24 protein-coding genes are annotated in these 23267 nt (G+C 67.1%); 11 read left to right on the top strand and 13 right to left on the bottom strand.

What is annotated here, in order from left to right; genetic code table 11:
- Positions 1-5: 5 nt before the first annotated feature.
- A complete protein-coding gene (locus DQW50_RS13425) occupies positions 6-1649 on the bottom strand; it encodes an ABC transporter substrate-binding protein (protein ID WP_198664686.1) in 1644 nt (547 codons plus the stop codon).
- Between the two features lie 266 nt (positions 1650-1915).
- Here DQW50_RS13425 and DQW50_RS13420 point away from each other — a divergent pair, with 266 nt between their 5' ends.
- Entirely contained in the window at positions 1916-3334 is a 1419-nt protein-coding gene (locus DQW50_RS13420) for an amidohydrolase (RefSeq protein ID WP_112079779.1), read from the top strand.
- A gap of 15 nt (positions 3335-3349) precedes the next feature.
- On the opposite strand, the gene DQW50_RS13415 is transcribed toward DQW50_RS13420, so the two are convergent.
- The 4 genes from DQW50_RS13415 to DQW50_RS13400 all read right to left on the bottom strand — a co-directional run bounded on the left by DQW50_RS13415 (position 3350) and on the right by DQW50_RS13400 (position 6779).
- The gene (locus tag DQW50_RS13415; RefSeq protein WP_112079802.1) at positions 3350-4567 is read right to left on the bottom strand and encodes a cation:proton antiporter; all 1218 of its coding nucleotides are present in this window, start codon (positions 4565-4567) and stop codon (positions 3350-3352) included.
- Positions 4568-4654: 87 nt separating this feature from the next.
- Complete coding sequence (locus DQW50_RS13410) at positions 4655-5134, bottom strand: cation:proton antiporter regulatory subunit (protein WP_112079778.1); 480 nt, start codon at positions 5132-5134, stop codon at positions 4655-4657.
- 136 nt (positions 5135-5270) lie between these two features.
- Positions 5271-6248, bottom strand: a complete 978-nt coding sequence (locus DQW50_RS13405) for a hypothetical protein (RefSeq protein ID WP_112079777.1) — start codon at positions 6246-6248, stop codon at positions 5271-5273.
- Positions 6249-6461: 213 nt separating this feature from the next.
- Positions 6462-6779, bottom strand: a complete 318-nt coding sequence (locus DQW50_RS13400; protein ID WP_112079776.1) for a hypothetical protein — start codon at positions 6777-6779, stop codon at positions 6462-6464.
- Positions 6780-7237: 458 nt separating this feature from the next.
- Between DQW50_RS13400 and DQW50_RS13395 the strand changes: the two genes are divergently transcribed.
- Complete coding sequence (locus DQW50_RS13395; RefSeq protein WP_112079775.1) at positions 7238-8149, top strand: diacylglycerol kinase family protein; 912 nt, start codon at positions 7238-7240, stop codon at positions 8147-8149.
- A gap of 55 nt (positions 8150-8204) precedes the next feature.
- Positions 8205-8852 (top strand): PHP-associated domain-containing protein, encoded by a 648-nt coding sequence (locus tag DQW50_RS13390; RefSeq protein ID WP_112079774.1) that lies wholly within the window; start codon positions 8205-8207, stop codon positions 8850-8852.
- A 100-nt stretch (positions 8853-8952) separates the two neighbouring features.
- On the opposite strand, the gene DQW50_RS13385 is transcribed toward DQW50_RS13390, so the two are convergent.
- The 3 genes from DQW50_RS13385 to DQW50_RS13375 all read right to left on the bottom strand — a co-directional run bounded on the left by DQW50_RS13385 (position 8953) and on the right by DQW50_RS13375 (position 11441).
- The gene (locus DQW50_RS13385) at positions 8953-10320 is read right to left on the bottom strand and encodes a hypothetical protein (RefSeq protein WP_241964427.1); all 1368 of its coding nucleotides are present in this window, start codon (positions 10318-10320) and stop codon (positions 8953-8955) included.
- A gap of 11 nt (positions 10321-10331) precedes the next feature.
- Positions 10332-11081, bottom strand: a complete 750-nt coding sequence (locus DQW50_RS13380) for a GNAT family N-acetyltransferase (RefSeq protein WP_112079773.1) — start codon at positions 11079-11081, stop codon at positions 10332-10334.
- Positions 11082-11198: 117 nt separating this feature from the next.
- Positions 11199-11441, bottom strand: a complete 243-nt coding sequence (locus tag DQW50_RS13375) for a PRC-barrel domain containing protein (protein ID WP_112079772.1) — start codon at positions 11439-11441, stop codon at positions 11199-11201.
- Positions 11442-11807: 366 nt separating this feature from the next.
- Here DQW50_RS13375 and DQW50_RS13370 point away from each other — a divergent pair, with 366 nt between their 5' ends.
- From DQW50_RS13370 to DQW50_RS13345, 6 genes are all read left to right on the top strand, one after another.
- Complete coding sequence (locus DQW50_RS13370) at positions 11808-13094, top strand: AI-2E family transporter (protein ID WP_112079771.1); 1287 nt, start codon at positions 11808-11810, stop codon at positions 13092-13094.
- Positions 13095-13238: 144 nt separating this feature from the next.
- A complete protein-coding gene (locus DQW50_RS13365) occupies positions 13239-14258 on the top strand; it encodes a hypothetical protein (RefSeq protein ID WP_112079770.1) in 1020 nt (339 codons plus the stop codon).
- A gap of 133 nt (positions 14259-14391) precedes the next feature.
- On the top strand, positions 14392-14787 hold the full coding sequence (locus DQW50_RS13360) for a hypothetical protein (RefSeq protein WP_112079769.1): 396 nt from the start codon (positions 14392-14394) through the stop codon (positions 14785-14787).
- Between the two features lie 109 nt (positions 14788-14896).
- Complete coding sequence (locus DQW50_RS13355) at positions 14897-15436, top strand: metal-dependent hydrolase (RefSeq protein WP_112079768.1); 540 nt, start codon at positions 14897-14899, stop codon at positions 15434-15436.
- 103 nt (positions 15437-15539) lie between these two features.
- On the top strand, positions 15540-15815 hold the full coding sequence (locus DQW50_RS13350) for a hypothetical protein (protein WP_241964425.1): 276 nt from the start codon (positions 15540-15542) through the stop codon (positions 15813-15815).
- A gap of 46 nt (positions 15816-15861) precedes the next feature.
- Positions 15862-16191 carry a hypothetical protein gene (locus DQW50_RS13345; protein WP_112079767.1) on the top strand — a complete coding sequence of 110 codons (330 nt, stop codon included), beginning with the start codon at positions 15862-15864 and terminating at the stop codon, positions 16189-16191.
- A gap of 521 nt (positions 16192-16712) precedes the next feature.
- Here DQW50_RS13345 and DQW50_RS13340 read toward each other — a convergent pair.
- From DQW50_RS13340 to DQW50_RS13330, 3 genes are all read right to left on the bottom strand, one after another.
- Positions 16713-17507, bottom strand: coding sequence for an HpcH/HpaI aldolase/citrate lyase family protein (locus DQW50_RS13340; protein ID WP_112079766.1), 795 nt, complete (start codon positions 17505-17507; stop codon positions 16713-16715).
- A gap of 212 nt (positions 17508-17719) precedes the next feature.
- Positions 17720-18550: a YihY/virulence factor BrkB family protein gene (locus DQW50_RS13335; RefSeq protein WP_112079765.1), complete on the bottom strand. Its 831-nt coding sequence runs from the start codon at positions 18548-18550 to the stop codon at positions 17720-17722.
- Positions 18551-18584: 34 nt separating this feature from the next.
- Positions 18585-19253, bottom strand: a complete 669-nt coding sequence (locus tag DQW50_RS13330; RefSeq protein ID WP_112079764.1) for a helix-turn-helix domain-containing protein — start codon at positions 19251-19253, stop codon at positions 18585-18587.
- A gap of 267 nt (positions 19254-19520) precedes the next feature.
- On the opposite strand from DQW50_RS13330, the gene DQW50_RS13325 reads away from it, so the two are divergent.
- Together DQW50_RS13325 and DQW50_RS13320 are read left to right on the top strand one after the other, a co-directional pair.
- The gene (locus DQW50_RS13325) at positions 19521-19817 is read left to right on the top strand and encodes a hypothetical protein (protein WP_112079763.1); all 297 of its coding nucleotides are present in this window, start codon (positions 19521-19523) and stop codon (positions 19815-19817) included.
- 68 nt (positions 19818-19885) lie between these two features.
- Entirely contained in the window at positions 19886-21187 is a 1302-nt protein-coding gene (locus tag DQW50_RS13320) for a ribonuclease catalytic domain-containing protein (RefSeq protein ID WP_112079762.1), read from the top strand.
- Between the two features lie 195 nt (positions 21188-21382).
- On the opposite strand, the gene DQW50_RS13315 is transcribed toward DQW50_RS13320, so the two are convergent.
- Together DQW50_RS13315 and DQW50_RS13310 are read right to left on the bottom strand one after the other, a co-directional pair.
- On the bottom strand, positions 21383-22081 hold the full coding sequence (locus tag DQW50_RS13315) for a phosphoglycerol geranylgeranyltransferase (protein WP_112079761.1): 699 nt from the start codon (positions 22079-22081) through the stop codon (positions 21383-21385).
- A 93-nt stretch (positions 22082-22174) separates the two neighbouring features.
- Positions 22175-23254 carry a tubulin/FtsZ family protein gene (locus tag DQW50_RS13310; protein WP_112079760.1) on the bottom strand — a complete coding sequence of 360 codons (1080 nt, stop codon included), beginning with the start codon at positions 23252-23254 and terminating at the stop codon, positions 22175-22177.
- Positions 23255-23267: the final 13 nt, after the last annotated feature.

Here is a 23267-nt window from a genome sequence, read left to right as displayed (position 1 = left end):
TGGGCCTACTCGCTGCGGCGAACCATGGCGGGATACACACCCTCGTCGATCCGTGGATCGAACTCGACACGATCGCTCATCCCGTACAGGTTAAACGAGTTGTAGAGCCAGACGTTGACGTACTCCTCGTGGAGCCACCGGCTGATCTCACGGCTCGCCTCGATGTACGGATCGTACTCTTCGATCGTGTTCGCTTCGTCGATCAAGTCTTCGAGTTCGTCGTAACAGTTTCCTCCCCACGACCCCTCCACTAGCGAGCACTGAACGACGGCGGTTTTGACCAGGAAGTCCGCACCGCCCCATCCGACGATCGACGCCATGGGCTGATCCGACGCGTCATCGGAGGTCAGATCGCTGATCCACGAATTCGAGTCCCGAATGTTGACCGAACAGGAGACGTTCGAGAGCGAGTCGATGTCTTCAACCACTGCCTGTGCGACCTCCGAATCCCTGAGATAGCGTCCCTGGGGAGTGTGAAGTTCGAACTCCGTGCCCTCCAACCCGCTTTCGGAAACGAGTTCTTCGGCTCGTTTCGGGTCGTACGGATACGGTTCGAGATCCGGGTGAGTTTCAGGCAGGATATCCGGGGCGAGCGTCGTCGTCGGATCGCCGTATTCGCCGACGACGTTCTCGACGATGTCCTCGTTATCGATTGCGAGACACATCGCCTGCCGGAACTCCTTACTCTGGAAGGGCGTGTCGTCACCGACGTTCCGCATCTGCATGAACACGGACCGCGGCGTCGGCGTCGTCGCGGTGTGTGCGCCGTCATAGTCGCTGAGTTGATCCAATCCTTGTGGATTGATCTCCACGGCGAGATCCGTCTCGCCGGCCTGTACCTGTGAGACCTGGGTCTGGGTTTCAGGTGCTATCTTCCAACGGACGGTCGAGAAGTCCGGCTCTTCGCCCCAGTAGTCCTCGTAATACGTGTAGACGAGTTCCTCCCCTTCGGTCCGGTCTTCGATCTGGTACGGACCCGTCCCCATCGGGTCCTCGGCCGGATCGTTAGCCTCGACGAACGCCTCGTTCATGATGACCGGAGTGCCACAGACCCGATCGATGGTCTTGGGGCTCGCATTGGACAAGATCAGGTCGACGGCGAACTCGTCGTCGACGACGACCATGTCCTCGTACTGTGGAAGTTCGGTCAACCCGGGAGCACCGATCTCGCTTTCCTCGACGTCGAACTGGCGCTGGAACGTGAAGACGACGTCTTCGGGCGTGAACTCGTCCCCGTTGTGGAACGTTACGCCTTCGCGAAGGTAGAATCGGAGTTCGGTTTCGTCGTCGGAGACGAACTCCCAGTCGGTGGCGAGCCCGGGATACGGGTCCACCAAGTAGTTTCCCTCGTCGTCGGTCGCCTCATCGTTGTAGAGGAGCGGCTCGAACAATGATTGATTGATCATCTGATACGTGTTTGTGGACGCGTGATTGTGCGGATCGAAGGTCGTAGGATACAGCGGCTCCGTGGCGACGAGCGTGTCGTCATCCGTGTCGCCGCTCGTACTCTCAGATCCATCGTCGAGTGACTCCGAGCCGTCAGTATCATCGTCTGTCTCACCGGAACAGCCCGCGAGCGCGACGCCGACACCGGCACTCGCACCGAAACGTTTCATCAGGGATCGGCGATCGATGTGTTCGCGTTCCATGAATTCCTCAGAAGAACCCACAAACGAACATATATACGTTTGGCTAGTACCCATTCAACCAATAGTACCGCATACAGTAAAGTTATAATCATATACCACCCTAATATACTGTACATTCAATCAAAAACAGAATAATTTTGGAAGGAATATCAATCAAATGTTTAGATCGGGAGGACGTCCGGACGACCATTACATATACATACATATATCCACCCGAATGTTTATGAACGTGGATAGTATCCCGAGTATTTGTTAGGTCTACCAACATGAGTGTCGAAACGGTGTACGAGACGGTCGAGACGGAACGGGAGCTGCTGTACGACCTCGCAGAGCGGCTCTGGGAGACCCCCGAGCTGGGCCTCCACGAACACGAATCTTCGGAGGCGCTCGCGACCACCCTCCGCGAGGAGGGGTTCGACGTAGAGATGGACGTCGCCGGGATGCCGACGGCGTTCGTCGCGACCTACGGCGAGGGCGACCCGACGATCGGGATACTGGGCGAGTACGACGCGCTCCCGGGGCTCTCACAGGAGGTGAAAGCCGAACGGTCGCCGATCGAGCGGGGCGGGGCGGGCCACGGCTGCGGGCACAACCTCTTCGGGACCGCGACGCTCGGGGCCGCGGTCGCGGTGAAGCGGGCGATCGAGTCCGGGGAACTCGAGGGGACGATCCGGTACTACGGCTGTCCGGCCGAGGAGACGCTCGTCGGGAAGACGTACATGGCCCGCGCGGGCGTCTTCGACGACCTCGACGCCGCGTTGACGTGGCACCCGGGCGACCTGAACACGCCGCGGGTCGGGAGCTCGAACGCGCTCAACTCCCTGCTCTTCGAGTTCGAGGGCGAGGCCGCCCACGCCGGCGGATCGCCGGACTCCGGGCGGAGCGCGCTCGACGCCGTCGAGCTCACCAACGTCGGCGTCGAGTTCATGCGGGAGCACGTCTCCGACGACGCGCGGCTCCACTACTCGATCCCGGACGGCGGCGACGCCCCGAACGTCGTCCCCGCGGAGGCGTCGGTGTGGTACTTCGTCCGCGCGCCGACCCGCGAGGAGGTCGAGCGCAACACCGACTGGCTGCGGGACATCGCGCAGGGCGCGGCGACGATGACGCAGACCGAGGTCAGCGAACGGTTCCTCTCGGGGTGTCACGACTACCTCGCCAACGGTCCCGTCACGGACGTCATCTGGGAGAACATCGAGGCAGTGGGCCCGATCGACTACGACGAGGCGGACCGGGAGTTCGCCCGCGACCTCCTCGAGACGGTCTCGGAGAGCAACCGGGAGTCCCGACTCGAGAAGCTCCCCGAGGACCTCCGCGAGACCGTCGAACCCCACGCGCTGTACCCGGAGCCGGTCGAACCGTTCAACGAGGACGTGACCTCGGGTGGATCGACGGAGGTCGGCGACGTGAGCTACATCGCGCCGACCGGCCAGTTCAACGCGGCGACCTGGCCGGTCGGCGCGCCGGGCCACTCCTGGCAGGTCGTCGCCGCCAACGGCGACTTCGGGAAGAAGGGGATGCTGTTCGCTGCGAAGGTGCTCGCCGGGTCGGCTCACGACCTCATGGGCGACCCGGAAACGCTCGAGAGAGCGAAGGCGGAGTTCGAGGAGGCGACCGACGGCGAGCCGTACGAGACGCCGCTCCCGCCGGAGGCGGAGCCGCCGTTCGACATGACCGCCGAGTGAGGAGCGGGGGGCGGCTCACTCTCCGGTCTCCGGCGCGGGTCCGGCCGGATCCGGGCCGTCGAGCCACGAGACGGCCGCCCGCTCGAACGGCCCCGAGTAGCTCATCAGCGTGGTCCCGAGTATCGCCATCACGAGGACGTAGCCGACGGCGAAGGCGTTGATCGTCGCGGCCACCGCCGGGTCGAACGTGCCGGCCGTGGCTCCGCCGACGGCGACCGTGGCGATGATCAGCGAGAACTCCCCGCGGGTGGTCATACCGAGCGCGACGCGGCTCGACCGCCGGACGTCGAGGTCGAACGCACGCCCGGCGAAGTAGCCCGTGACGAGCTTCGTCGGGGTAGTCACGACGACTGCGAGCGCGACGAGCGGGGCGACGCTGCCGAAGAGCAACGGGTCGGTGACGAGCCCGATCCAGAAGAAGAAGACCGCGGCGAAGGTGTCGCGGACGGGTTCTAAGAGCGTCTCGATCTCGTGGACGTAGTTCGTCGCCGAGAAGGCCATCCCGACGAAGAAGGCGGCGACCGCCTCGCTGACGCCGAGCGCGAGCGCCGTGCCCGCGATCAACACGACCGTCCCGATCGACCGTAGCGCGACGAACTCCTTGTTGTCGGTCGCCACCAGCCGGTCGAACGCCGGCGCGCCGAACCGGACGAGCCCCAACAACACGAGAATGAAACCGATCGCGATCCCGACGTCCGTCGCCGCCGCGGCGACGTCGCCGCCGCCGAGCACCAGGGCCGACGCGACCGCGAGGTAGACCGCGATGAACAGGTCCTCGTACACCAGCGTGCCGAGCATCGGCTCGGCCTCGTCGTTGGCGATCCAGCCGAGGTCGATGAGCGACTTCGTGATCACCGCCGACGAGGAGATGTAGACGATCCCCGCGAGCAGGAACGCCGGCAGGAACGTCCCGAAGACGAGCCACCCGAGCACGAGCCCCACGCCGAAGTTCGCCAGGTCGATCGTGCCCGCAGTTCCGATCTGAGAGCGCCTGGCGAGCAGTCGGTCGAGGTTGAACTCCAGCCCGAGAAAGAAGAGCAGGAAGACGATCCCGAGCTCCGCGCCGAGCGAGACGAACTCCGACTCGGCGACGTACACCTCGCCGAGGACGGGGAGCCCGACCCGCCCGATCACGAACTCCCCGAGCACCATCCCGGAGACGATGTAGAAGGGGATCACCGACTGGCCGAGCCGGTTCGCGAGGGCCCCGGCAGCGGCGATCGCTGCGAACATGACGCCGACCTCGAGGAGGAGGTCAGCCACGGGGGATCACCGCCGGGAGAGACGTGAAAATCACTCGAGAGCGCGGGGAACGCGCCGTCATTCGGTGAGAAGCTCCTCGAAGGCCTCACAGTTCTCTCGGGTGCCGACGCCGATCACCGTGTCGCCCTCCTTCAGCGTCGTGTCCGGCGGGGGACTGTCGATGGTCTCCTCGTCGCGCTGGATCGCCACGATCGTGAGTCCGGTCCGATTGCCGACCTCGGCGCTCTCGAGGGTCTCGCCGATCAGTCCGGAACCGGGATGGAGCTCGTACCACTCGAGGAGGATCCCGCCCGGCAGCGTGGTCTCCTGGGTCGCCGGCTCGAGCGGCTGGAAGTGTGCCCCCTCGATTATCGACCCGATGGTGCGGGCCAGGTCGTCGCCGAACTCGAACACCTTCTCGCTGTCGGCGTTCGGTTCGGGACGGTAGAACAGCTCCCGTTTGCCCGTGTTGTGGATGACGACGACCATCTCGCCGTCCGCGAGTTCGATCTCGAACTTCTTTCCGACCCCCGGGAGGTCGGACTCGGTGATCGTCATACCCGGTGTACGATCGGCCTCGGTAATAGTCCTGTATGCCGTACGCGGGGACGCCGGCGTCGGGAGCGACGTCGGCGTCGAACGCGATTTCGAAACGGCCTCGCCGGAACCGCCCCTCCGACGAACGTCCGCCGGTTCACGGCGGGACGAACGGGCCGACCGAGACGGTCCGCCGGGCGACCGTCGCCGCCCTGAGGACGTACGACACGAAAAGCGTCAGCGGCGTGGTGACGACGCCGAGCCCGAGAGTGACGACAACGGGAAGCATCGAGGACGGGAGCGTGACGACGCCCTCCCGGTAGACGAGCGTCACCGCGATCGTCGTGACGAACGCGATCAGTCCGGTGTAGGCGATCATCCGCGAGAGCTCCGCGAAGTCCTCCTGGAGGGCTATCGTCTTGTAGAACTGGCGGACGACGGCGATGGCTTCGAGGAGCTCCTCGACCGCCCGGATCTCCGTCCGAACGCCCGTTGGAGCCGACTCGGCGTATCCGTTCCTGACGTGTTGGACGGCACGGAGGTTCACCGCGTATTCGGTTCCCAGGAGGACGTTGAGAACGTGGTTGACGGGGGCGTTGTCCTCGAGGTGCGAGTCGATGTTCTCCCCGTACGCCCCGATGTCGCGAACGGCGTCCGTCACCTCGCTCGGCGGGTCCCACTCGCCGGAATCGCCCATCTCGCGGAGGGCGTCAGCCCGGTCACACAGCGTCCGGGCGATGAGCGAGAGGAACGCGGCCGGGTCGTTCGGACTGGACGGCCGTCCGGCGAGGGCCGCGACGTCCTCGTGGAGTTCGCGAGCGCCGTCGAGGCGGTCCGTCAGCGAGTTCACCGTCCCGAACACCCGCGAGATGACGAGCTGATTTATCGAGAGGGAGACCGTGATGAGCGTGACGACGCCGGCGGTGAGCCCGCTCGAGAAGAGCGAGTCGACGGAGCTGTCGGGCCCCACAGCCAGGATCCCGCCCCAGATCAGCGCACCGACGATCCCGACGATCCCGAGGGTGATACCGCCCGCGACGACGGGTCGGCTCCCCTCGATGAGCGCCCACGCTCGCAGGCGTTCCCGGGTGGTCTTCTCGTAGACGGAGCGCTCGGTTCGGAGTTCAGGGTCCATGTCGGACGACCGTGTCGAAGCGGGAGACCGCTCCTCTCGTCGACGAGGACGCGACGGCAGGGCCGTCGGACGCGTGAGACGCGGGGACGAACGCGGTGTCGTGCGTGCGGAGAGGCGCGAACATGACTCGTCGGAGGGACGCGCCGGGCGAGCATAGTCGGGCGGCATGCGAGCGCAAGGGCGTGAAATCGGCCCCGCGTTCCGGCCGCCGACCTACACCGACTCCTCGGTTCCCTCCTCGCTCTCCGTGCTACCGCCGCGGTCCGAGTAGTTATCCCGGCCGATCGCCTCGTCGCTGACCATCCCGATGACGCACCGGCGCACGTCGTCGGCGGATTCGTAGGTGGCTTCGCCTTGGGCTTCCAACACCGTCCGGATCGTCGTCGTGTCGCCTTCCAGCTCCAGTTCACGGTCGCCGTACCGCTCCAGTAGCGCCGCCTTGTCGATCGGGTACTCCTCGTCTTCGAGCTCGTCGGCGAGCGGACCGAACTCCACGCCCTGCTTGCGGCTGTCCTCGTTCTCGTCGGTCATCGTCCCGGAAGCCGCGCGGAAGCCGTTTACCAGCTGTGCCGGCACTTGCCGGGTCAAGTCGTCGACGTCGACGGCGGGAGGGCGTGCGATCCGCCCCGGTCGGCGCGTTCCCCGCGGCGACGGCGACGACCGACGACGGCGGGCGAGTTCGGTCGGTGCCGGAAACAGCGCACGCGTCGTGCGGGGTCGCCCGCGTCGCCCGAAAGGGGTCTGGGCGTTCACACCGCCCGAACCGCGAGTCGTCCCGTCTCGATTTATGAACCACGGCCGACGCGTGAGCGATAACGACCGCCTAACGATTCGACGGCAGTGCGAGTAGTACGTCGTGTCTCGAACGCCGCTAACCGCTCCGAACGGAGCCGTCCAGGACCGTCAAGTCCCACGATCGAACGCTACACGCGGAGGCGTCGGGAGCGACATCACCACCCGGTCCACCGCCGCGTCCGACGGGGTGTAACATGGCGGAAACGATGATCGTGTACAACCCGCAGAGCGGGAGCGGCTCCCATGCCGACGAGGTCGAGGCCCGAGCGGACCTGAGCGGGTACGCGGTGGAGCGGTCAGAACGGGCCGGCGAAGCGGTCGTGCTGGCGCGGGAGGCCGCCGAGTCCGGGTACTCGACTATCGTGGCCGGCGGCGGCGACGGGACGGTCAACGAAGTCGTCCAGGGGATCGACCGAGCGGACGCGTTCGACGACGTGACGTTCGGTGTCCTCCCGCTGGGGACGGGCAACAACTTCGCGAAGCAGATCGGCATCACCGATCTCGAGGCCGCGTTCACCGCCCTCGAAGACGGTCCCAGGCGTACCGTCGACGTCGGAATGGCGACCGACCGACCCTTCGTGAACTCCTGTGTCGCGGGGCTGACCGCCGAGTCGGTCAGCGGGACGTCCGGATCGTTGAAATCGCGCATCGGCGGGTTGGCGTACGTGCTCACGACGCTCCGGACCGTGAGCGAGTTCGAGCCGCTCCGGCTCACCGTCGACGACGGGACGAGCGAGGCCAGCACGCCGACCTGGAGCGGCGAAGCGCTCGTCGTGATGGTCGGGAACGGGCGTCAGTTCGCGCCCGACGGGACGACGCAGGCCGACATGGAGGACGGTCTCTTCGAGGTCGCGATCGTCAAGGACGTGCCTGCGCTCGACCTGATGAGCGAGAGGGTGTCCGAGCGCCTGTTCGGACAAGATTCGTCGCACATCGATCGGTTCCAGGCGCCGTCGCTGGAGATCACAAGCGACTCGCCGGACCCCGTCAGGTTCAGTCTCGACGGGGAGGTCGTCCGACGGCGCGAGCTCGCGCTCGAGGTCCGACCGGAAACGCTTCGGCTCGTCGTCGGGGAGGGGTACGATCCCGCCCCGATGGGTCCATGAACCCGAGCGGTCCCGCGAACGGCCGGGACACGCCGCGTCGCCGCCCGAGGGGCCGATGTTCACGGTAGACCTCCACGCCCACACGCGGTTCTTCCACGGCTTCCGAGGGGAGCCGACCGCCTACGACCCGGTCGGCGCGCGTCTGTTGGCGCTGTGGGGTCGGCGCTCCGGGCTGGACGGCGTCGCGGTGACCAATCACGACTACTACCGACCGTTCGACGGCGCGACGGGGGGACCGCGGTTCGTCCCGGGAATCGAGGTGACGACGACCGCCGGTCACCTCCTCGTGATCGGGCCGGATCCGCCGCGTCGAACGGTTCCGGGCGAACGGACCCCGGAGGAGGTGGTCTCGCGGGCGCACGACGACGGGTGTGTCGCGGTCGTCGCGCATCCGTATCGACGGAGCCGTGTCCGCGAGAGCTCCGCGGCGTTCGACGCCGTCGAGATAAACGGGAAACACCCCGGAAACGCCGACCGCGTGCGGAAGCTCGCCGAGTCGCTCGACGTCCCGGTCGTCGGCGGGAGCGACGCCCACTACCCATTCGAGGTCGGCCGGACGGTGACCCGGTTCGAAGCGCCGGACTTCACGCCCGAATCCGTGGTCACGGCGATCCGGGAGGGGACGATCGAGGTGGCGGTCCGCAACTCACGGGCCGACGAACTCGTGCGAACCGGCTACGAGTACGTCCACCGATACCTGTGAGCGACCGGCGAGCGATCACGTCGCAGTCGGCGTGCCGGGAGCCGGCGTGCCGGGCACCGGCCTGCCGGTGGCTCGCGTCCGGAGGTCGGTCGGCCGTCGACTACGGCCGGTCGCGGAACAGCGCGAGGTGGCGGAGCGCCATCCGGTTCTCGATCCCGCCCGCGAGCGCGCCGGACAGCACGCCCAGCGTGCTGATGAAGCCGCCGACGCGGACGAGGTCGACGAGTCCGACGGTGGGGTCCTCGAGGCTCGGCCAGTTCGTCATCAGGTTCGGCGGGAAGACAGCGAGTTCGATCAGGAGCATGATCGACCCGACGAGGACGAAGAGCCCGGCCATCGCCGCGACGAGGATGAAGAACACCGTCACGTTCACCAGGACCATGTGCTCCGTGATCACCTGACTGCGCTCGCGGGGGAACGACAGCCGCTGGACGTACAGGAGGTGCAGCGCGGCAGCGAGGACGCTCCCGACGGCGAACAGCGCGGCGGTGCGGTTGGTGAGGTTCAACCCGACGTCCCACGCCTCGGCGCTGAACACTAAGATTAGCGTCGGCGTCACCGCGGCCGTCGAGAGGCGCGGGAGCGAGAACGGGAGCAACGGCGCGCGGCTCTGGAGGAGCGTCGAGACGACGGTCCGTGGGTTCCGCACGAGGCTCGACGCGTGAAACGCGAGCCGGCGAAGCCGCCCCCTCGACGCGTCCGCCTCGGGGATGCGGGCGGCGATCGTCCGGAGGTGGCGCGTGACGTCCGCGTCGAACGGCGGGACGCGCCGACGATCGGGATCGAACGAGAACGGTGCCATCACCCCGCCGTCGCCGTGGTCCGCGCCGAACACGTGTCCGAGGAGGTGGACGAGGAGGGTCGCAGCGTTCCAGCGGACGGCCGCCGAGTCGAGCGCCCGAACCGTCTCTCGACCGGGCCGCCGGAGGAGTCGCCGCGTCGAGACGACGACCACGCGCGCGAGCGGCGACGCGAGCCCCTCGACGGAGCGCTCCTCGCGCGTGGTCAGGGGAACGTCGGTCACGACGACGACGAGGTCGTAGGGGCACTTCACCATGTGGAGCGCGGCCTCGTCGAGGAACTCGGACGGTCGCCGTGGGGCGGCGTCCGCGAGCGGGTCGGGTTCGGCGCAGTGAACCCGCCAGCCTGCGTCCGTGGCCGCCGCCAGTTCGTCGACGCCGTCGCGGGCCGTCCGCTGGGCGAACGACCGCAACGGCTCGACGGCTGCCCCCGGCGAGTGCGCGATGAGAACCCCGACGTCGATCCGGGGCGTGTCTGCCCCGTCGCGCCGGTCGTCCGCCGTCGAGGAGTCGGACCGTTCGGTCCCGTCGCCGGTAGCCCCCGTCCCGCGGGAGGCGTCCGGATCGACGTCGGTCTCGACACCGCCCGAGCGAGTTCGGTCGTCGCCGCCGGAGCGAGTTCGGTCGTGGCCGGACGACCGCGGGAACGCCGACGGAGCCTCGTCCATCGTGGTCCGCCTCAGAGGTACGCGTCGTCCCACTCGTCGGCCAGGTGAGTGTTGCCGCACTCCCCGCATTCGAGCCTGTCGAGGCCGTCTGTGGAGACGTTCGTACTGCCGCACTGCGAACAGAAGTACCCGTACGCGTCCGCCTCGTCGTCGGCGCAGTACACGGTGAAGAACGGGGCCTCGCTGCCGGGGACGCTGTCGTCGCGGTCGACGGATCGGTCGACTCCGTCGACGGTGACGGACGCCGGAACCGTGACGGTCGGTTCGGCCGGGTTCGCCGTCGACTGACCGCCGGTGAACACGGTGACCGCGAACTCCTCACCGCCGACCCGTATCCGGTCGTGACCGCTCTGTTTGAGGCCGAACCCCTCCAGGAACTCGCCGCCTTCGACGGCGTCGTCGAGGATGCTCGCCGCGATCGGCTCGTCGTCGAACCGTTCGCGAACGCGATCGAGCAACGCCGTGCCGACCCCCTCGCCCCGTACTGCCGGGTCCACGTGGAGCCACCGGATCGTCGCTTTCGTTCCGAGTTCGACGGTGACGAATCCGTGAACCGTTTCCACCTCGTCGACCGTCACCTCGGCGACGAGCACGACCGTATCCGGGTCGTCGAGCAGGTCGGTCAGCGCCGCGTCGTCGAACTCCTCTTCGAGTATCGTCTCGATCTGGGCCGGGCTGAGCGAGTAGGACGACTGCAGCGAGTCGCGCGTTATCTCGCCGATCCGTTCCCGGTCGTCCGATTCCATCGGACGGACGTTCACGTGGCTCGGTACCCTCGAACTGCTGTCTTTTGATGTTTCCATAGTGACGCGGTGTGACTTCGTCCCGAAAACTGGGGTTCGACGGAAGGCGGTCCGGTGGCTGTCCAGTCGGGAGCGTTATCTGCTCAGACGGATCTCGTCGTCGGAGACGGCCGCGATGCTGGAGGTGTCGAGCTGGAAGTCGTCCTCGTCGGCGTCGCCCCAGCCCAGTTTGGATCGGATCGTGTCCGCCAGTCCCGGATCGGGGTCGACGTGCGCCGAGCCGTGTTCTACGCTCATGACGCGACCGACGGGGTCGCCGTCGGCGTTCACTACGTTCTTGCCTTCGTCGTCCTCAGTCAGGGTTACCTCGTCTCGCATAGCGATCGAACGGACGGTGCTCCGGATCCTAACCGTTCTGCTTGCCCCTGCGGGGAGTATATATAAAATATAAGATATAATATATATGGTCTGCTTGCTATTGAAAGCCGTTGATATGTCGACGGTTTTCTGCCCCTATACGCCCTATTAGTGGCTTTCTCGCAAGATTCAAGAATATCGGTGCCCAAATATTTAATATGTGTGATGTATCAGCATCCGGTACGGTCCGTCGGGTCGGCGACCGTGACCGGGTGACCGTCCGGACCGGCGACCGACGCGGGAGCGGACCGTCCTCGGCGCGGGTGGCGGGCGGACCGGACCCGTCCGCCGCTGTACCGGCACGACGCCCGTCACGGGGGCGGTGAGATGGACCGACCCACGAGCGGACTCGAAGGCCGACTGCCGACCCGGAGTCGAACCGCCTGGTGGGCGTTCGTCCTCTTCCTCGGCGCGGTAGTCGCGTACGTCGTCGGCTCCTTCATGGGGCTGGTCGTATTGGGGGTGTTCGGCTACTACGCCACGCGACCGATCTGCGTCCGCCTCCGCTCGGTAACGGGCTCGCGACAGCTCGCGGCGACGCTCACGGCGCTGTCGGTCATCGTGCCGATCCTGGTGCTTTTCGCCGTCGCCGGTCTCCGGCTGTTTCAGACCGTCAGCGAGCAGTTCGGGGACGGGAACGTCGTCGGGAGGCTCATCGCCAGGATCACCGGCGTCGACGCGCTCTCCGCGGAGCAACGCGAGCAGTTGGTGTCGCTGCTGTCGAACCCCACGTCGGTCCTCGACGCCGGCGGATCGCTCTGGGCAAACCTGGGGACCGTCGTGACCGCGCTTCAGGGCGTCGTGGGGGGACTGTTCCTACTCGGGCTCGCCACGACGCTGGCGTACTTCCTGCTCGCCAACGACGACGACGTCTCGGAGGGGCTGGTCGAACTGATCGGGGGGCGCGACTCGACCGCGTACGCCTACGCGATCGCGGTCGACGCCGACCTGGAGTCGGTGTTCTTCGGCAACCTGCTGTTCGTCGTCGCCTCGGCGATCCTGGCGACGGTGGCGTACGCAGTGACGAACCTCGTGGCGCCGCCCGGACTCCAGGTGCCGATGGTGCTCGTGGCCGGGTTCCTGACCGGGATCGCGAGCCTGATCCCCGTCGTCGTCGGCAAGGTCGTCTACGTCCCCATCGTCGCGTCGCTCGGGTTCCAGGCCGTCAGCGGCGATCGGGGCGACGGGAGCCTCGTCTTCGTCGGGGCCGTGCTCGTGGCCTACGTGCTCCTCCTGGACGTCCTGCCGCAGTCGTTCCTCCAGCCGTACCTCTCCGGGCGGCGGATCGACCCGATCCTGCTGCTTTTCGCCTACCTGATCGGGCCGATCCTGTTCGGTTGGTACGGCATCTTCCTCATGCCGATCCTGTTCGTGCTCGTCCTCGAAGCGATCCGGATCGTCCTCCCCGAACTGCTCGACGGGGAGAGGATCCGCCCCGAGGCGACGGTCGCGGAGGACGTCGGGACGGACCCGAAGGACGCCCACGCGGGAGAAGAGGAGTTCCAACGCGACGACCCCCAGCCGACGACCGAATCCGAACCCGGGCCCGAAGCCGAGTTCGAATTCGATACCGGGCCCGAAGCCGATCGAAACCCGAACGCGGACCGAAGCTGAGACCGCGAGGGAGACGAAAAAAGGGTGTTGCGTTCGCAAGCCCCGGCGTTATCCCTCTCAGAGCCGCCTACCTCCCATGGCAGTCGTCGAGACGATACTGTTCCTCGTGAGTCCGGTCGTCGCCGGGTTCGTGGCGGAGCGATCATGAGCGTCGCCGACCGCTACTGGAGCCTCCGCGACTGGTTCCCGGTCCCACGGCGGAACGGTCGCATTCACGTGGTCCGATGGGTCCTGTTGGAGGCCAATCGGCTCGCGGTCACCGGCGCGCTGTTGACGTTCATGTTCTCGGCGCTCATGGCGGTCGGGTTGACCTGGCCCTTCGAGATGGAACAGGTTCTCACGGAGACGCCCGCGGTCCAGACGCTCCTGAGCGCGCTCTTGAGCGGCATCATCCTGCTCGTGTCGGTCGTGGTGTCGATCAACTCGATCGTCCTCTCGCACGACATCACCTCCGTGGAGGCGCAAGGGAACCGCATTCGGGGCGTGGTGGAGTTCCGACGGGACATCGGCGGGCTGACCGAGAGCGGCGAAAGCCCCACGGACCCGGCCTCGTTTCTCGGCCTGATGGCGACGGTCATTCACGACCGCGCGACCGCCCTCGAAGCGGTCGGCACGGGAGACGACGAGGAGCTGGCCCGAGACATCCACGAGTACGTCGACGAGGTCATCCGAACCGTCGAACCGCTGGGAGAGCAGGGCGACACCGCCTCCGGGGCGGATTTCGGTGTGCTCTGGCTCGGGTTGGAGGCGGACTACGGGGTGTACATGGACCGCTCGCGGATGCTTCGTAGCTCCTACGAGGACAGCCTCTCCGACGCGTTCGAGGAGCGGCTTGACGACCTCATTCGAGCGTTCCGGCTGTTCGCCACCGGCAAGGAGTACTTCAAAACGCTCTACTACACCCAAGAGGTGTCCCAGCTGTCGCGGACGCTCCTCGTCATCTCGCTTCCGTCGATCCTCGTCACCGCGTCGGCCATCCTCGCGATCAACGCACAGCTCCTGCCCGATGAGTGGGTGTTCGGCCTGCCGCCGCTCATGAGCTTCGTCGCGACCGTGTTCACGATCGCGTTGGCCCCGTTCCTCGTGTTGACCTCGTACATGCTACGGCTCTCGACGGTCGCCCAACGGACCGCCGGAGCGGGCCCGTTCTCCCTACGACAGTGACCGTCGCGGTCACGGCGACGACCCGCCGCTGTGGTCCCGTTCTCCCGCCGACCCCGCCAGTCCGTCGGTCTCCACCTCCCCACGCACACGCAGGCACCGGCGTTACCCAACTGGTCGGCGTCCGTATACAACGATGAGCACCGTCGTAGCGATCGAGACGCCGACAGGAGTGGCCATCGTCGGGGACACCCGGGTCGTCGACGGGGGGACGGTGTCGTCGGACCGGTTCCAACGCGTGTTCGACCTCGGCGGCGTCGGGATCGGGATCGCGGGAAAATCGGCCGCGGTCCAGGAGTTCTACCGGTCCTTCGAGGTCGCCTTACGGGACCGCGGACTGGAGATCAGCGACACCCCTGACATCGACGCCGTGGCCCGCATCGCAGCCCGAGAGACGGAGAAGGCGAGCGTCGACGCCGTGGTCGGCGCGCGCGACGCCGACACCGGCGGCGAGGTCGACGTCTGGACCATCGAGAGCGCGGACCGGATCACCCCGGACGTCCGGCGCGCCGGCGAGGGGGCGGAGCGGTGACCGACCGTCGGCCCACGAAACGGGGCGGAATCGCGACGCTGACCGTCGACGTCAGTTCCACGTCGCGCTCGGCGGGAGGCGGGCCGGCCGCGCCCGGGGGACCGCTCGGATGGTAGACGTGACCGGCCACTTGGGGATGGCGCTGCTCTGGCTCGCACCCGCGTGGTTCCTCCTCGATCGTCGGAAAACGGCGGGGACGTTCGTCGCAGTCGGCGTTCCGTTCGGGATGTTGTCGGACGTCGACCTCGTCTTGGAGGGGCTCGTTCCGACCGTCAAACACCACGGGGTGTTTCACACCGTCCTCGCGGTGACGCTCCTCGCAGTGGTCGTCGGTCCCGTCGTCGGGAAGGCCGTCGAGTCGGTCGCCGGTACCACGGACTGGCTGTCCCCGGAGACTGCGGCCCACAGCGTCCGGTTCGGCTTCCTCGCCGTCTGGATCCCTGGGCTCGCTCACGTCTTCGCGGACATGCTCTCCGCGCCGGACATCGCCGACTCCATCGAGCCGCTCTGGCCGCTCTATCACGGGTCGATCGGCGTCGACCTCGTCTGGTACAACGACCCCGTCGTCAATTGGGGGCTCCTCGTCGCCGGCGTCCTCGTCAACGTCGGCCCGTTCCTGTACGTCGGTAGTCGACCCTCGTCGAAGTGAGCGGATCGACCGCGTGTCCCTCGCGGGGGAACTCCGCGGGGAAGAGAAACCCTTGCGGACGCAAGCCGGAGCCAGTTCCCTTTCGGTCCCGTAAGTCGTCGTGATGAGATCGATACACGGCGGAAAGACGCTACGGAGACTGGGAATCGTCTCGACCCTGATAGACGCCGCCGCAGCGTTCGCCCGTCGGGACACCCGGACGGGGTTCCTCCTGCTCGGTGCGGCCCTCGCGTCGAGGTGGGTGCCGGGGTTGGGCGTGGTCGTCTCCGTGTTCAGCCGACTCTATCGGCGGATTCGGCGGGACGGGGGGGCGGGTCTCGGGGAGACCGAACTGCTCGAACAGGGCGTGGTCCCCGCCGGACAGGTGGCGGAACGATGACCCGCACCGTGTCCCACGCCGAGCGACTTCCACGGAGGTGTCGAACATGAGCGAGGAGGCGGCGGAGCCGTCGTCGGGATCGGTCCCCGACGAGAAGCCTATCGATCCGGGCGAGTCGGTGTACGACGAGGACGGACGGCACCTCGGCCAGGTCAGCGGGTACACCTCCGACGGGTTCGAGGTCTCGATCGCGGAACGCGGCTCGACCGGCGGGGACGACACGGAGACCGTGCCGGGACAGGAGTTCGGCGAGGGGTACCTGATGTGGCGCTGTTCGGAGTGCGGCGAGATGGGCGATCTGGAGGGAGGGATGCCGGACTCGTGTCCGGAGTGTGGCGCGCCCAAAGAGGCGCTGGCCGCGATCGAAGAGGACTGACGACACGCGACGCGCACTGATCCCCTATCTGACACAGAAACACCCGCGAACGGCGGCGACGATTATTTATAAAGAACGATGCGGTGCGGTGGCGCGCCTCCGAGCGGTCGCCGACGGCGACCGCGAGGAGTCCGCGAGGGACGCCGCGAACGCCCGAAGGGCGTGAGCGGCGAGGCTGGGGAGGCGTGAGGTGCGGTGCTGTGCGGTACGGGTGGGACTCAAAGGGGCAGTCGCGAGGGCGAAGCACGCCGACGGAAGCACTGGAAGGAGCGAGCAGCGCGAGCGACTGAAGCGCGCAACGAGGCGCGCGAGTCCTCGCGACTGGGGCTTTGGAGGTGTTCACCGCTGTTCGAGAGCCAGTCACGTACAGCCGAGCGACTGGGGCTTTGGAGGTGTTCGCCACCGACCACGGTGGATAGTATATAATGGTACGGCTGGAGGTTTGGCGGTAGCCTCCGTAGAATCGCTGATCAAAATAAACGGCCGACAGCAACGCCCCGAGTTGAGCTATGACCGACCCCTCAGGCGTCGTTTTGCTCGTAGGCGTCGAGCCAGCCGGTGACGGTCCCTTCGAGCGCCGCGGTCGTGCTCCCGAGATTCAGCATCTGGTAGCCGTTCGACGCCTTCTCGTTGACGTCGTCCATCCCGAATCCGAGTCCGGCGATGGGGACGTCCGCGTCGACGGCCTTCGATCGAACCGTCTCGACAGCCTCCTGTACCCGCGGATGGTCGACTTCGCCCGGGTGGCCGAGCGCCACCGAGAGGTCGAACGGACCGATGAAGACGAATCCCAGCTCCGGGACGGCGAGGATCTCGTCCAGGTTCTCGACGGACGCCTCGGTTTCGATAGTCACGCCGACGAGGGTTTCGCGGTCTTCGGTGGCGACGTAGTCGTCGGCGAGCCCCCAGCGGCTGGCCCGCGGCGACGCCAGCCCTCGGTCACCGGGGCCCCCCTCGTAACGAAACCGAGCGGATCGAACCGCGTCGCGGACCTCCTCGGCGGTTTCCACGCGCGGGAGGAACACGTTTCGCGCGCCGAGGTCCAGCGCCTTCCGGACGAGCGTCGGGTCCGTATCGGGAAGCCGCACGAGCAACTCGACGCCCGTCCGCTCACCCGCACGGAGCAGGCCCTCCACCCGACTCGCGTCCCACGGGTCCGGCCCGCCGTGTTCGAAGTCCAACCAGACGAAATCGACGCCGAGCTCGCCGTAGAACTCCACGAGCGTCGGACTGTACGTGTTGTCGAGCATCCCGAGTGCGACGTCCCCGGCGTCGAGGGTCGTGACGAGGTCGTTCGCGGGTTGAGACGGGGTCATCGGTCACCGACCGGGGCACCGTTCGCCGGTGCGCGTTCGGCGTTTGTCGATCCGGCTTCGACACCGTCCGTCGCCTCTCGGATGAGAGTCTTCGTTCGTTCCATCTCGGACTCTCCGACGGGGTGCTCGCGAATTGTTATGGACGCCGTATCCGGGATGATGTCCGTAATGGCTGACCGTCTCGATTCGATCGTCCGCAGTCGGTCGAGACCTCATCGAGCCGTCCCCGTCCCGGCGGAGACCGGAGCCCGGCGACCCATGACGACGACGTTCGTCGTGGCCCCGATCAGGATCACGAGCGCGCCGAAGTAGAGGAACGTGATGAAGAGGATGACGCCGCCGATGACGCCGTACAGGTCCTGCGTCGACGAGTACGCGACGTAGACGCCGAAGCCCGCGTGGAGCAACGCCCAACCGACGGCCGCGACCACGGCACCGGGGAGAACCATCCGCGGGGGCAGGTCCGCGTCGGGGAACACGTAGAAGACGGGGAGGAACACGATCGAGAGGGCGAGAACCAACGACGTGCTCCGGACCAGCCCCGGAACCGGGAGATCCGGGACGAACCGGAGGATCATCGCCGCAGCGAACATCGCCAGCAACGCGGCCCCGAGGGCCACGAGGACGACGGCCCCGTCTCTGAACTGGTTTGGGAGGTCGTTCCGCTGGTGGGTGTCGTAGATCGCCGAGAAGGCCGTGTCGAGCGCGCGCAGGACCCGAAACACGCCCCAAAAGAGAACCACGATCCCGAGGATCGAAAGCCCCGTCTGACTCCCGGCCTGGCTGATGCTGTCGGCCACCAGGGACTGGCCGGTCGGCGACAGGTAGCTCCCCGTGGCGCCCCGGACGCGGCTCGCCAGCGGTTCGCCGCCGACCACGGACGCCGCGATCACCAGCAGTAACACGAGCGGTAGCAGCGAGACGAACGCCGAGTACGCGATGCTCCCGGCCATGAACGGGACGTTTTTCGTTCGGGCCTCTCTGACGATACCCCGGACGATCCGGGCGACGCGTTCCGTCGAGTGCGTGTACGGGGAACTCACGCGCTACCACTCCGGATGGGGCACGGAACGACCGTCACGGGCGGCCTTCCGACCCGACCGTCGATTCCGAAAGCATCCGCTCGACGAGGTGGGAGTGACCCCGCCGGAGGCGTTCGGAGACGGCCTGGTGTGACACCCCGAACTCCGCCGCCAGTTCCTCCAGCGTCGTGCCCCGCGGGACGTCGTAGTAGTCCGTCCGAAACGCCTGCGCGATGGTGGTGTGTTGTGTCTCCGACAGTCCCCCCGTGTCGCGCTCTCGACAGGAGAGGCTACCGACGCGGGAGAGTGAGACGTCGGTCCCGGCGTCACACCACGTCTGGAACGTCTCGGACGCCATCGCGCGGTCGGCGAACAGGATCCGGAACAGCCAGCAGTCGGCGGTGCCGCGGACGTCGAGCACCGAGCCGTCCGCCTCGGCGAACCCGTCGATGAGGCCGGCCGCGCGTGCCGTCCAGTCTATCGAGTACAGGTCCCGGCCGTCGTCTCTGGAGAGGTGGTTCACGCGCTCCGTAGAGGGGTCGTCCCGCAGCGCGGCTTCGAGCCGGTCGGGACGGCTCGTCGACGCCCACAGGAACGGCATGGGACGCGCCGAACTGTGGACGGCCGACTGGACGAACTCCAACTCGACGTCCGGAACCCGCTCGATGGTTTCTTCGAGCACGAACCGATCCAGCGGGACGGTGGCATCGACGACGGTCTCCATGCCTCTTCACTGTCCGCGAAGGGACTTTGCTAAGAGCAGCGTACAGTGTCCCGGGCTGGGAGTCGTCGAACGGGTGAGAGTCGTCGGACAGCTGAGGATCGACGCCGGAAACCCGCCGCGAACGACCGGATATCGTCACCTTATTTTTTTGTGCCGATAGATCAGTTGAGCTTAATGGTTCGGACCGGCCCCGTCTCGCCCACCTCGCCTCCCCCCACCCTGCCGATGGCATCAAACGCTAAGTAGACCGGGTCCGAGGTGACGTGTATGTGGCGCTCCCCGAGGAGTCGGGACCGTCGGACCGTGGTCTGTATCGCGTGCGGGGAGTCCGTGTTGCGCGAGGACGCGCGCGAGTACGACAAGGAAGGGAACCGGTGGGATCGACGGGACAAGGAGTTCGAGTACCTCTGTGTCGACTGTGACGACGAACTGTGTCACCAGCCCCGCGACGGCCTCGAGTCGCTCGTCCTCTCCATCGAGTCCGATGGCCTCTCACAGGAGGAGTTCCTCGAGCGGTACACCGACGCCGTCGCCGACTCCGCGAAGCGACGCGACGACGGATGACGGAGGGACGCGACGACGGGGCGATCCGCCCCGACAGGCCTTTCTAACGCACCCCCGTTGAGGTCGGTATGTCAGACGACGAGCCGAAACAGGGCTCCGCCGAGGACCAGGGCCCCGTCACGGTCACGCCGGAGTTGGCCGACCGCCTCGCCGACAAGCGCGAGGACCTGTTCGAGGAGTTCGGGATCCGCGACGAGTTCCCGAGCGAGGTCCTCCGCGAGGCCGAAGCCCGGACCGAGGGCGTCTACGACGAGATCGAAGCCGAGATCGACGGGCGGCGGGACCTCCGGGAGCTCACCACCTGGACCACGGACCCGATCGACGCCCAGGACTTCGACGACGCCATCTCGATCGAACGGGAGGAGGACGCCTACCGGCTGTGGGTCCACATCGCCGACGTGACCCACTACGTCACGCCCGACACCGCGATGTGGGAGGAGGCGGTCGAGCGCGCGAACACCGTCTACCTGCCCGCCTACACGATCCACATGCTCCCGCCGGTCCTCGCCGAGACCGTCTGCTCGCTCGTCCCCAACGAGGACCGGCTCGCCCACACGGTCGAGATGGAGATCGACGACGAGACGCTCTCGTTCGAGGACATCGACATCTACAAGTCCGTCATCAACTCCGACGAGCGGCTCACCTACAACGAGTGCGAGGAACGGCTGGAGGACCCCTCGCTCCCGCTCGGCGAGGAGAACGCGCTCGCGTTCGAGCTGGCCGACCGGATGCACGAACAGCGCAAGGAGGACGGCTCGCTCGTGTTGAACCCCAGTCGCGACCGCGCACACACCATCATCGAGGAGTCGATGCTGAAGGCGAACAAGGCGGTGACACACACCCTGATGTGGGACCGCGGCGTCGAGGCGATGTACCGCGTCCACCCGCAACCGACGCCCGACCAGTGGAACAAGGCGCTCCAGGAGATCCAGGAGCTCGACGGCGTCTCCATCCCCGGCTCGGCGTGGGGCGACGACCCGCGTAAGGCGGTCAACGCCGCCCTGGAGGAGTCGCCCGACCGCCAGCTCAACAAGATCCAGCGGGCCGTCCTCAAGGTGATGCCCCGTGCGAAGTACATGAACGACCCGTTCGGCGGCCACCACGCGCTCAACTTCGACATCTACGGCCACTTCACCTCGCCCATCCGCCGGCTCTCGGACACCATCAACCACTGGATCGTCCACGAGAACGACGTGCCCGAGAACCTGATCGAGCTGTGCGACCGCGCCAGCGACAAACAGAAGGACGGCGAGACCGCCGAGCGGCTCTACAAGCAGTTCCTTCAGGAACAGGGGCTCGACCCCTACGCCGTGAACAACCGCGGGCTGGAGGTCGTCGAGGACGCCGAGGAGGCGAAACACACGATTTGACTCGCCGTGTCCGGCCTCAACGACCGATCGCCACGATTAGCATCGACGTAGTCGGTGGGTCGATCCCCCCCGTCGGCACGCGCTTCGACGCGTTCCGGAACGCGAACGAACGCACCGTCGAGTATGCGCCCTTCGACCTCGCCGACCCACGTACCGAGAACTCGAGATGAGCGAGGGAAGCCGACGAAAAAGCACTCAGGCGTCCTTCGCGCCCCGGACCGTCTCGCGGACCGCGTCGACCCCTTCGTCGTGGAGGAGGTCGCCGACGACGATCACGTCGCTGTGGCGCGCCATCGCCGTCGCCGACTCGTAGTCGTGGATCCCGCCGCCGTAAAACAGGGTGGCGTCGTCGAGCGCGTCGCCCGCAGCGGCGACGATCTCGGGGTCGCCGAAGACGCCCGAATACTCCAGATAGACGATCTCTTGGCCGAACATCCGCTCCGCGACCTTCGCGTACGCCTCCACGTCGTCCGCGTCGAGGTCGCAGTTCGCGTCCGTCAGCTCCGCGACCGAGGCGTCTGGGTTCATCACGATGTACGCCTCGGTGTGGGTTCGGTCCCAGTCGAGGTCGTCGATGCGGACCCACTCCTTGTGTGCGCCCGTGATCCAGAAGGGGCCGCCCGCGTTGAACACCGTCGGTATCAGGTACCCCTGGAGCGCCGGCGAGTCGATGACGACGCCGGGGTTCGACGGCTCTTGATAGAGGGGAACGTCGTACTCGGCGGCAGCATCGATGACTCGCGTCATCTTCTCGGCGGTGACGTCGAGGGTCCCGCCGATCTCGATCGCGTCGGTTCCGGTCCGGCACACGTCCTCGAAGGTCTCCCCGTCGCGGAGGTCCTTGTCGGGATCGACCTTCAGCACGTGATCCCAGTCGTCCCACGGGTTGCTCATCGGACGACTGTCTTCCGGGCGGAACCAAAAAGGTGCGGAAGCGCGTCGACGGCGGACGCCTCCGATCGAGCCGCCGCACGTCGACACCCCACCTCACATCAGGTCGTCGAGCTCGTCGGTGTGGAACGCAGCCGCGGGGTCGGAGGTCGCCTCCGGCTCGTCGCGGACGGCCTGTCGGGCGCGCTCGAGGAACTCCTCGACCCGCGTGGAGCGATCGACGCCCGCGAGCAACACCACGGCTGCGAGCCGGTCGGAGTCCAGCGGGAAGTCGCCGCCGCGGACCTGCATCGATCCCGTCTCCTCTTGAAGCCACTTTCGGGCCTTCTCAGCGCCCTTCCGGGAGATCCGGTTCGGATCGCCGACGACCGCGACGAGCCCGGCGTCGGCGTCGGCGGCGTTCGGCAACGAGAGTCCGGTCATCACCGCGCTGCGGACCGTACTCGTCACCGTGTTGACGTTCTCGCCGGGGTCCTCGGCAGCGGGGGAGGAGGCGTACCCGACCGCCGCCATCCCGCCGGCCCGGAGCGTGTTGATGACCTCGCTGGTGTCGACGACGGACTCGCCGACCCCCTCCGTGGCCTCGCCGGCCGCGAGCAGCAACCCGACGCGTTTCGCCATCGACCGGTTGATCGCGGCGTAGCCGCCCTCGACGCTCTCGCCCGCCGAGCGCCAGGCGTCGTTGTCGAGGAGGATCGTGGCGTCGGCCTCCCGCACGAGCGTCTTCAGCGACCGACCGGCGTTCACCTGATAGAGCGCGCCCTCGTCGCGGCCGGGGAGCACGCCGAGCGCGTACACCGGCACGTCGTACACCCGAGAGAGCTCGCGAACGAGGACCGGCGCGCCGCCGGATCCGGTCCCGCCGCCGAGGCCGGCGACGACCACGACCGCCTCGATCTCCGCGGTCATCCGCGGGGCGAGCGCGTCCAACACCTCGATCGAGTCCTCGTCCATCAGCTCCGCACCGAGTTCGTTGTCGCCGCCGACGCCGTGACCGTTCACGCGTGACTGACCGATGAGAACCATATCGAGCGGGAGGGGTTTCAGGTCGGCCACGGCGGTGTTGACGGCGAGCGCGTCGCGGACCGAACCGAACCCCATCTCCGCATCGAACTCGGAGAGGGCGGTCGCGAGCTTCCCGCCCGCCTGTCCGACGCCGACGAGGAGGGCCTTCATGCGGTCACGATGC

Origin of the sequence: Halorubrum sp. 48-1-W (assembly GCF_003287355.1) — an archaeon.
Classification (GTDB): Archaea; Halobacteriota; Halobacteria; order Halobacteriales; family Haloferacaceae; genus Halorubrum.
The sequence above is the reverse complement of the archived record's forward strand: the minus strand, read 5'-3'. Positions and strand labels throughout refer to the sequence as shown.

Excerpts from the sequence above, each read along its gene's own strand:
- DQW50_RS13425 (WP_198664686.1), bottom strand. The coding sequence starts at position 1,649 with ATGGAACGCGAACACATCGATCGCCGATCCCTGATGAAACGTTTCGGT.
- DQW50_RS13420 (WP_112079779.1), top strand. The coding sequence starts at position 1,916 with ATGAGTGTCGAAACGGTGTACGAGACGGTCGAGACGGAACGGGAGCTG.
- DQW50_RS13415 (WP_112079802.1), bottom strand. The coding sequence starts at position 4,567 with ATGTTCGCAGCGATCGCCGCTGCCGGGGCCCTCGCGAACCGGCTCGGC.
- DQW50_RS13410 (WP_112079778.1), bottom strand. The coding sequence starts at position 5,134 with ATGACGATCACCGAGTCCGACCTCCCGGGGGTCGGAAAGAAGTTCGAG.
- DQW50_RS13405 (WP_112079777.1), bottom strand. The coding sequence starts at position 6,248 with ATGGACCCTGAACTCCGAACCGAGCGCTCCGTCTACGAGAAGACCACC.
- DQW50_RS13400 (WP_112079776.1), bottom strand. The coding sequence starts at position 6,779 with ATGACCGACGAGAACGAGGACAGCCGCAAGCAGGGCGTGGAGTTCGGT.
- DQW50_RS13395 (WP_112079775.1), top strand. The coding sequence starts at position 7,238 with ATGGCGGAAACGATGATCGTGTACAACCCGCAGAGCGGGAGCGGCTCC.
- DQW50_RS13390 (WP_112079774.1), top strand. The coding sequence starts at position 8,205 with ATGTTCACGGTAGACCTCCACGCCCACACGCGGTTCTTCCACGGCTTC.
- DQW50_RS13385 (WP_241964427.1), bottom strand. The coding sequence starts at position 10,320 with ATGGACGAGGCTCCGTCGGCGTTCCCGCGGTCGTCCGGCCACGACCGA.
- DQW50_RS13375 (WP_112079772.1), bottom strand. The coding sequence starts at position 11,441 with ATGCGAGACGAGGTAACCCTGACTGAGGACGACGAAGGCAAGAACGTA.
- DQW50_RS13370 (WP_112079771.1), top strand. The coding sequence starts at position 11,808 with ATGGACCGACCCACGAGCGGACTCGAAGGCCGACTGCCGACCCGGAGT.
- DQW50_RS13365 (WP_112079770.1), top strand. The coding sequence starts at position 13,239 with ATGAGCGTCGCCGACCGCTACTGGAGCCTCCGCGACTGGTTCCCGGTC.
- DQW50_RS13360 (WP_112079769.1), top strand. The coding sequence starts at position 14,392 with ATGAGCACCGTCGTAGCGATCGAGACGCCGACAGGAGTGGCCATCGTC.
- DQW50_RS13355 (WP_112079768.1), top strand. The coding sequence starts at position 14,897 with ATGGTAGACGTGACCGGCCACTTGGGGATGGCGCTGCTCTGGCTCGCA.
- DQW50_RS13350 (WP_241964425.1), top strand. The coding sequence starts at position 15,540 with ATGAGATCGATACACGGCGGAAAGACGCTACGGAGACTGGGAATCGTC.
- DQW50_RS13345 (WP_112079767.1), top strand. The coding sequence starts at position 15,862 with ATGAGCGAGGAGGCGGCGGAGCCGTCGTCGGGATCGGTCCCCGACGAG.
- DQW50_RS13340 (WP_112079766.1), bottom strand. The coding sequence starts at position 17,507 with ATGACCCCGTCTCAACCCGCGAACGACCTCGTCACGACCCTCGACGCC.
- DQW50_RS13330 (WP_112079764.1), bottom strand. The coding sequence starts at position 19,253 with ATGGAGACCGTCGTCGATGCCACCGTCCCGCTGGATCGGTTCGTGCTC.
- DQW50_RS13325 (WP_112079763.1), top strand. The coding sequence starts at position 19,521 with ATGTGGCGCTCCCCGAGGAGTCGGGACCGTCGGACCGTGGTCTGTATC.
- DQW50_RS13320 (WP_112079762.1), top strand. The coding sequence starts at position 19,886 with ATGTCAGACGACGAGCCGAAACAGGGCTCCGCCGAGGACCAGGGCCCC.
- DQW50_RS13315 (WP_112079761.1), bottom strand. The coding sequence starts at position 22,081 with ATGAGCAACCCGTGGGACGACTGGGATCACGTGCTGAAGGTCGATCCC.
- DQW50_RS13310 (WP_112079760.1), bottom strand. The coding sequence starts at position 23,254 with ATGAAGGCCCTCCTCGTCGGCGTCGGACAGGCGGGCGGGAAGCTCGCG.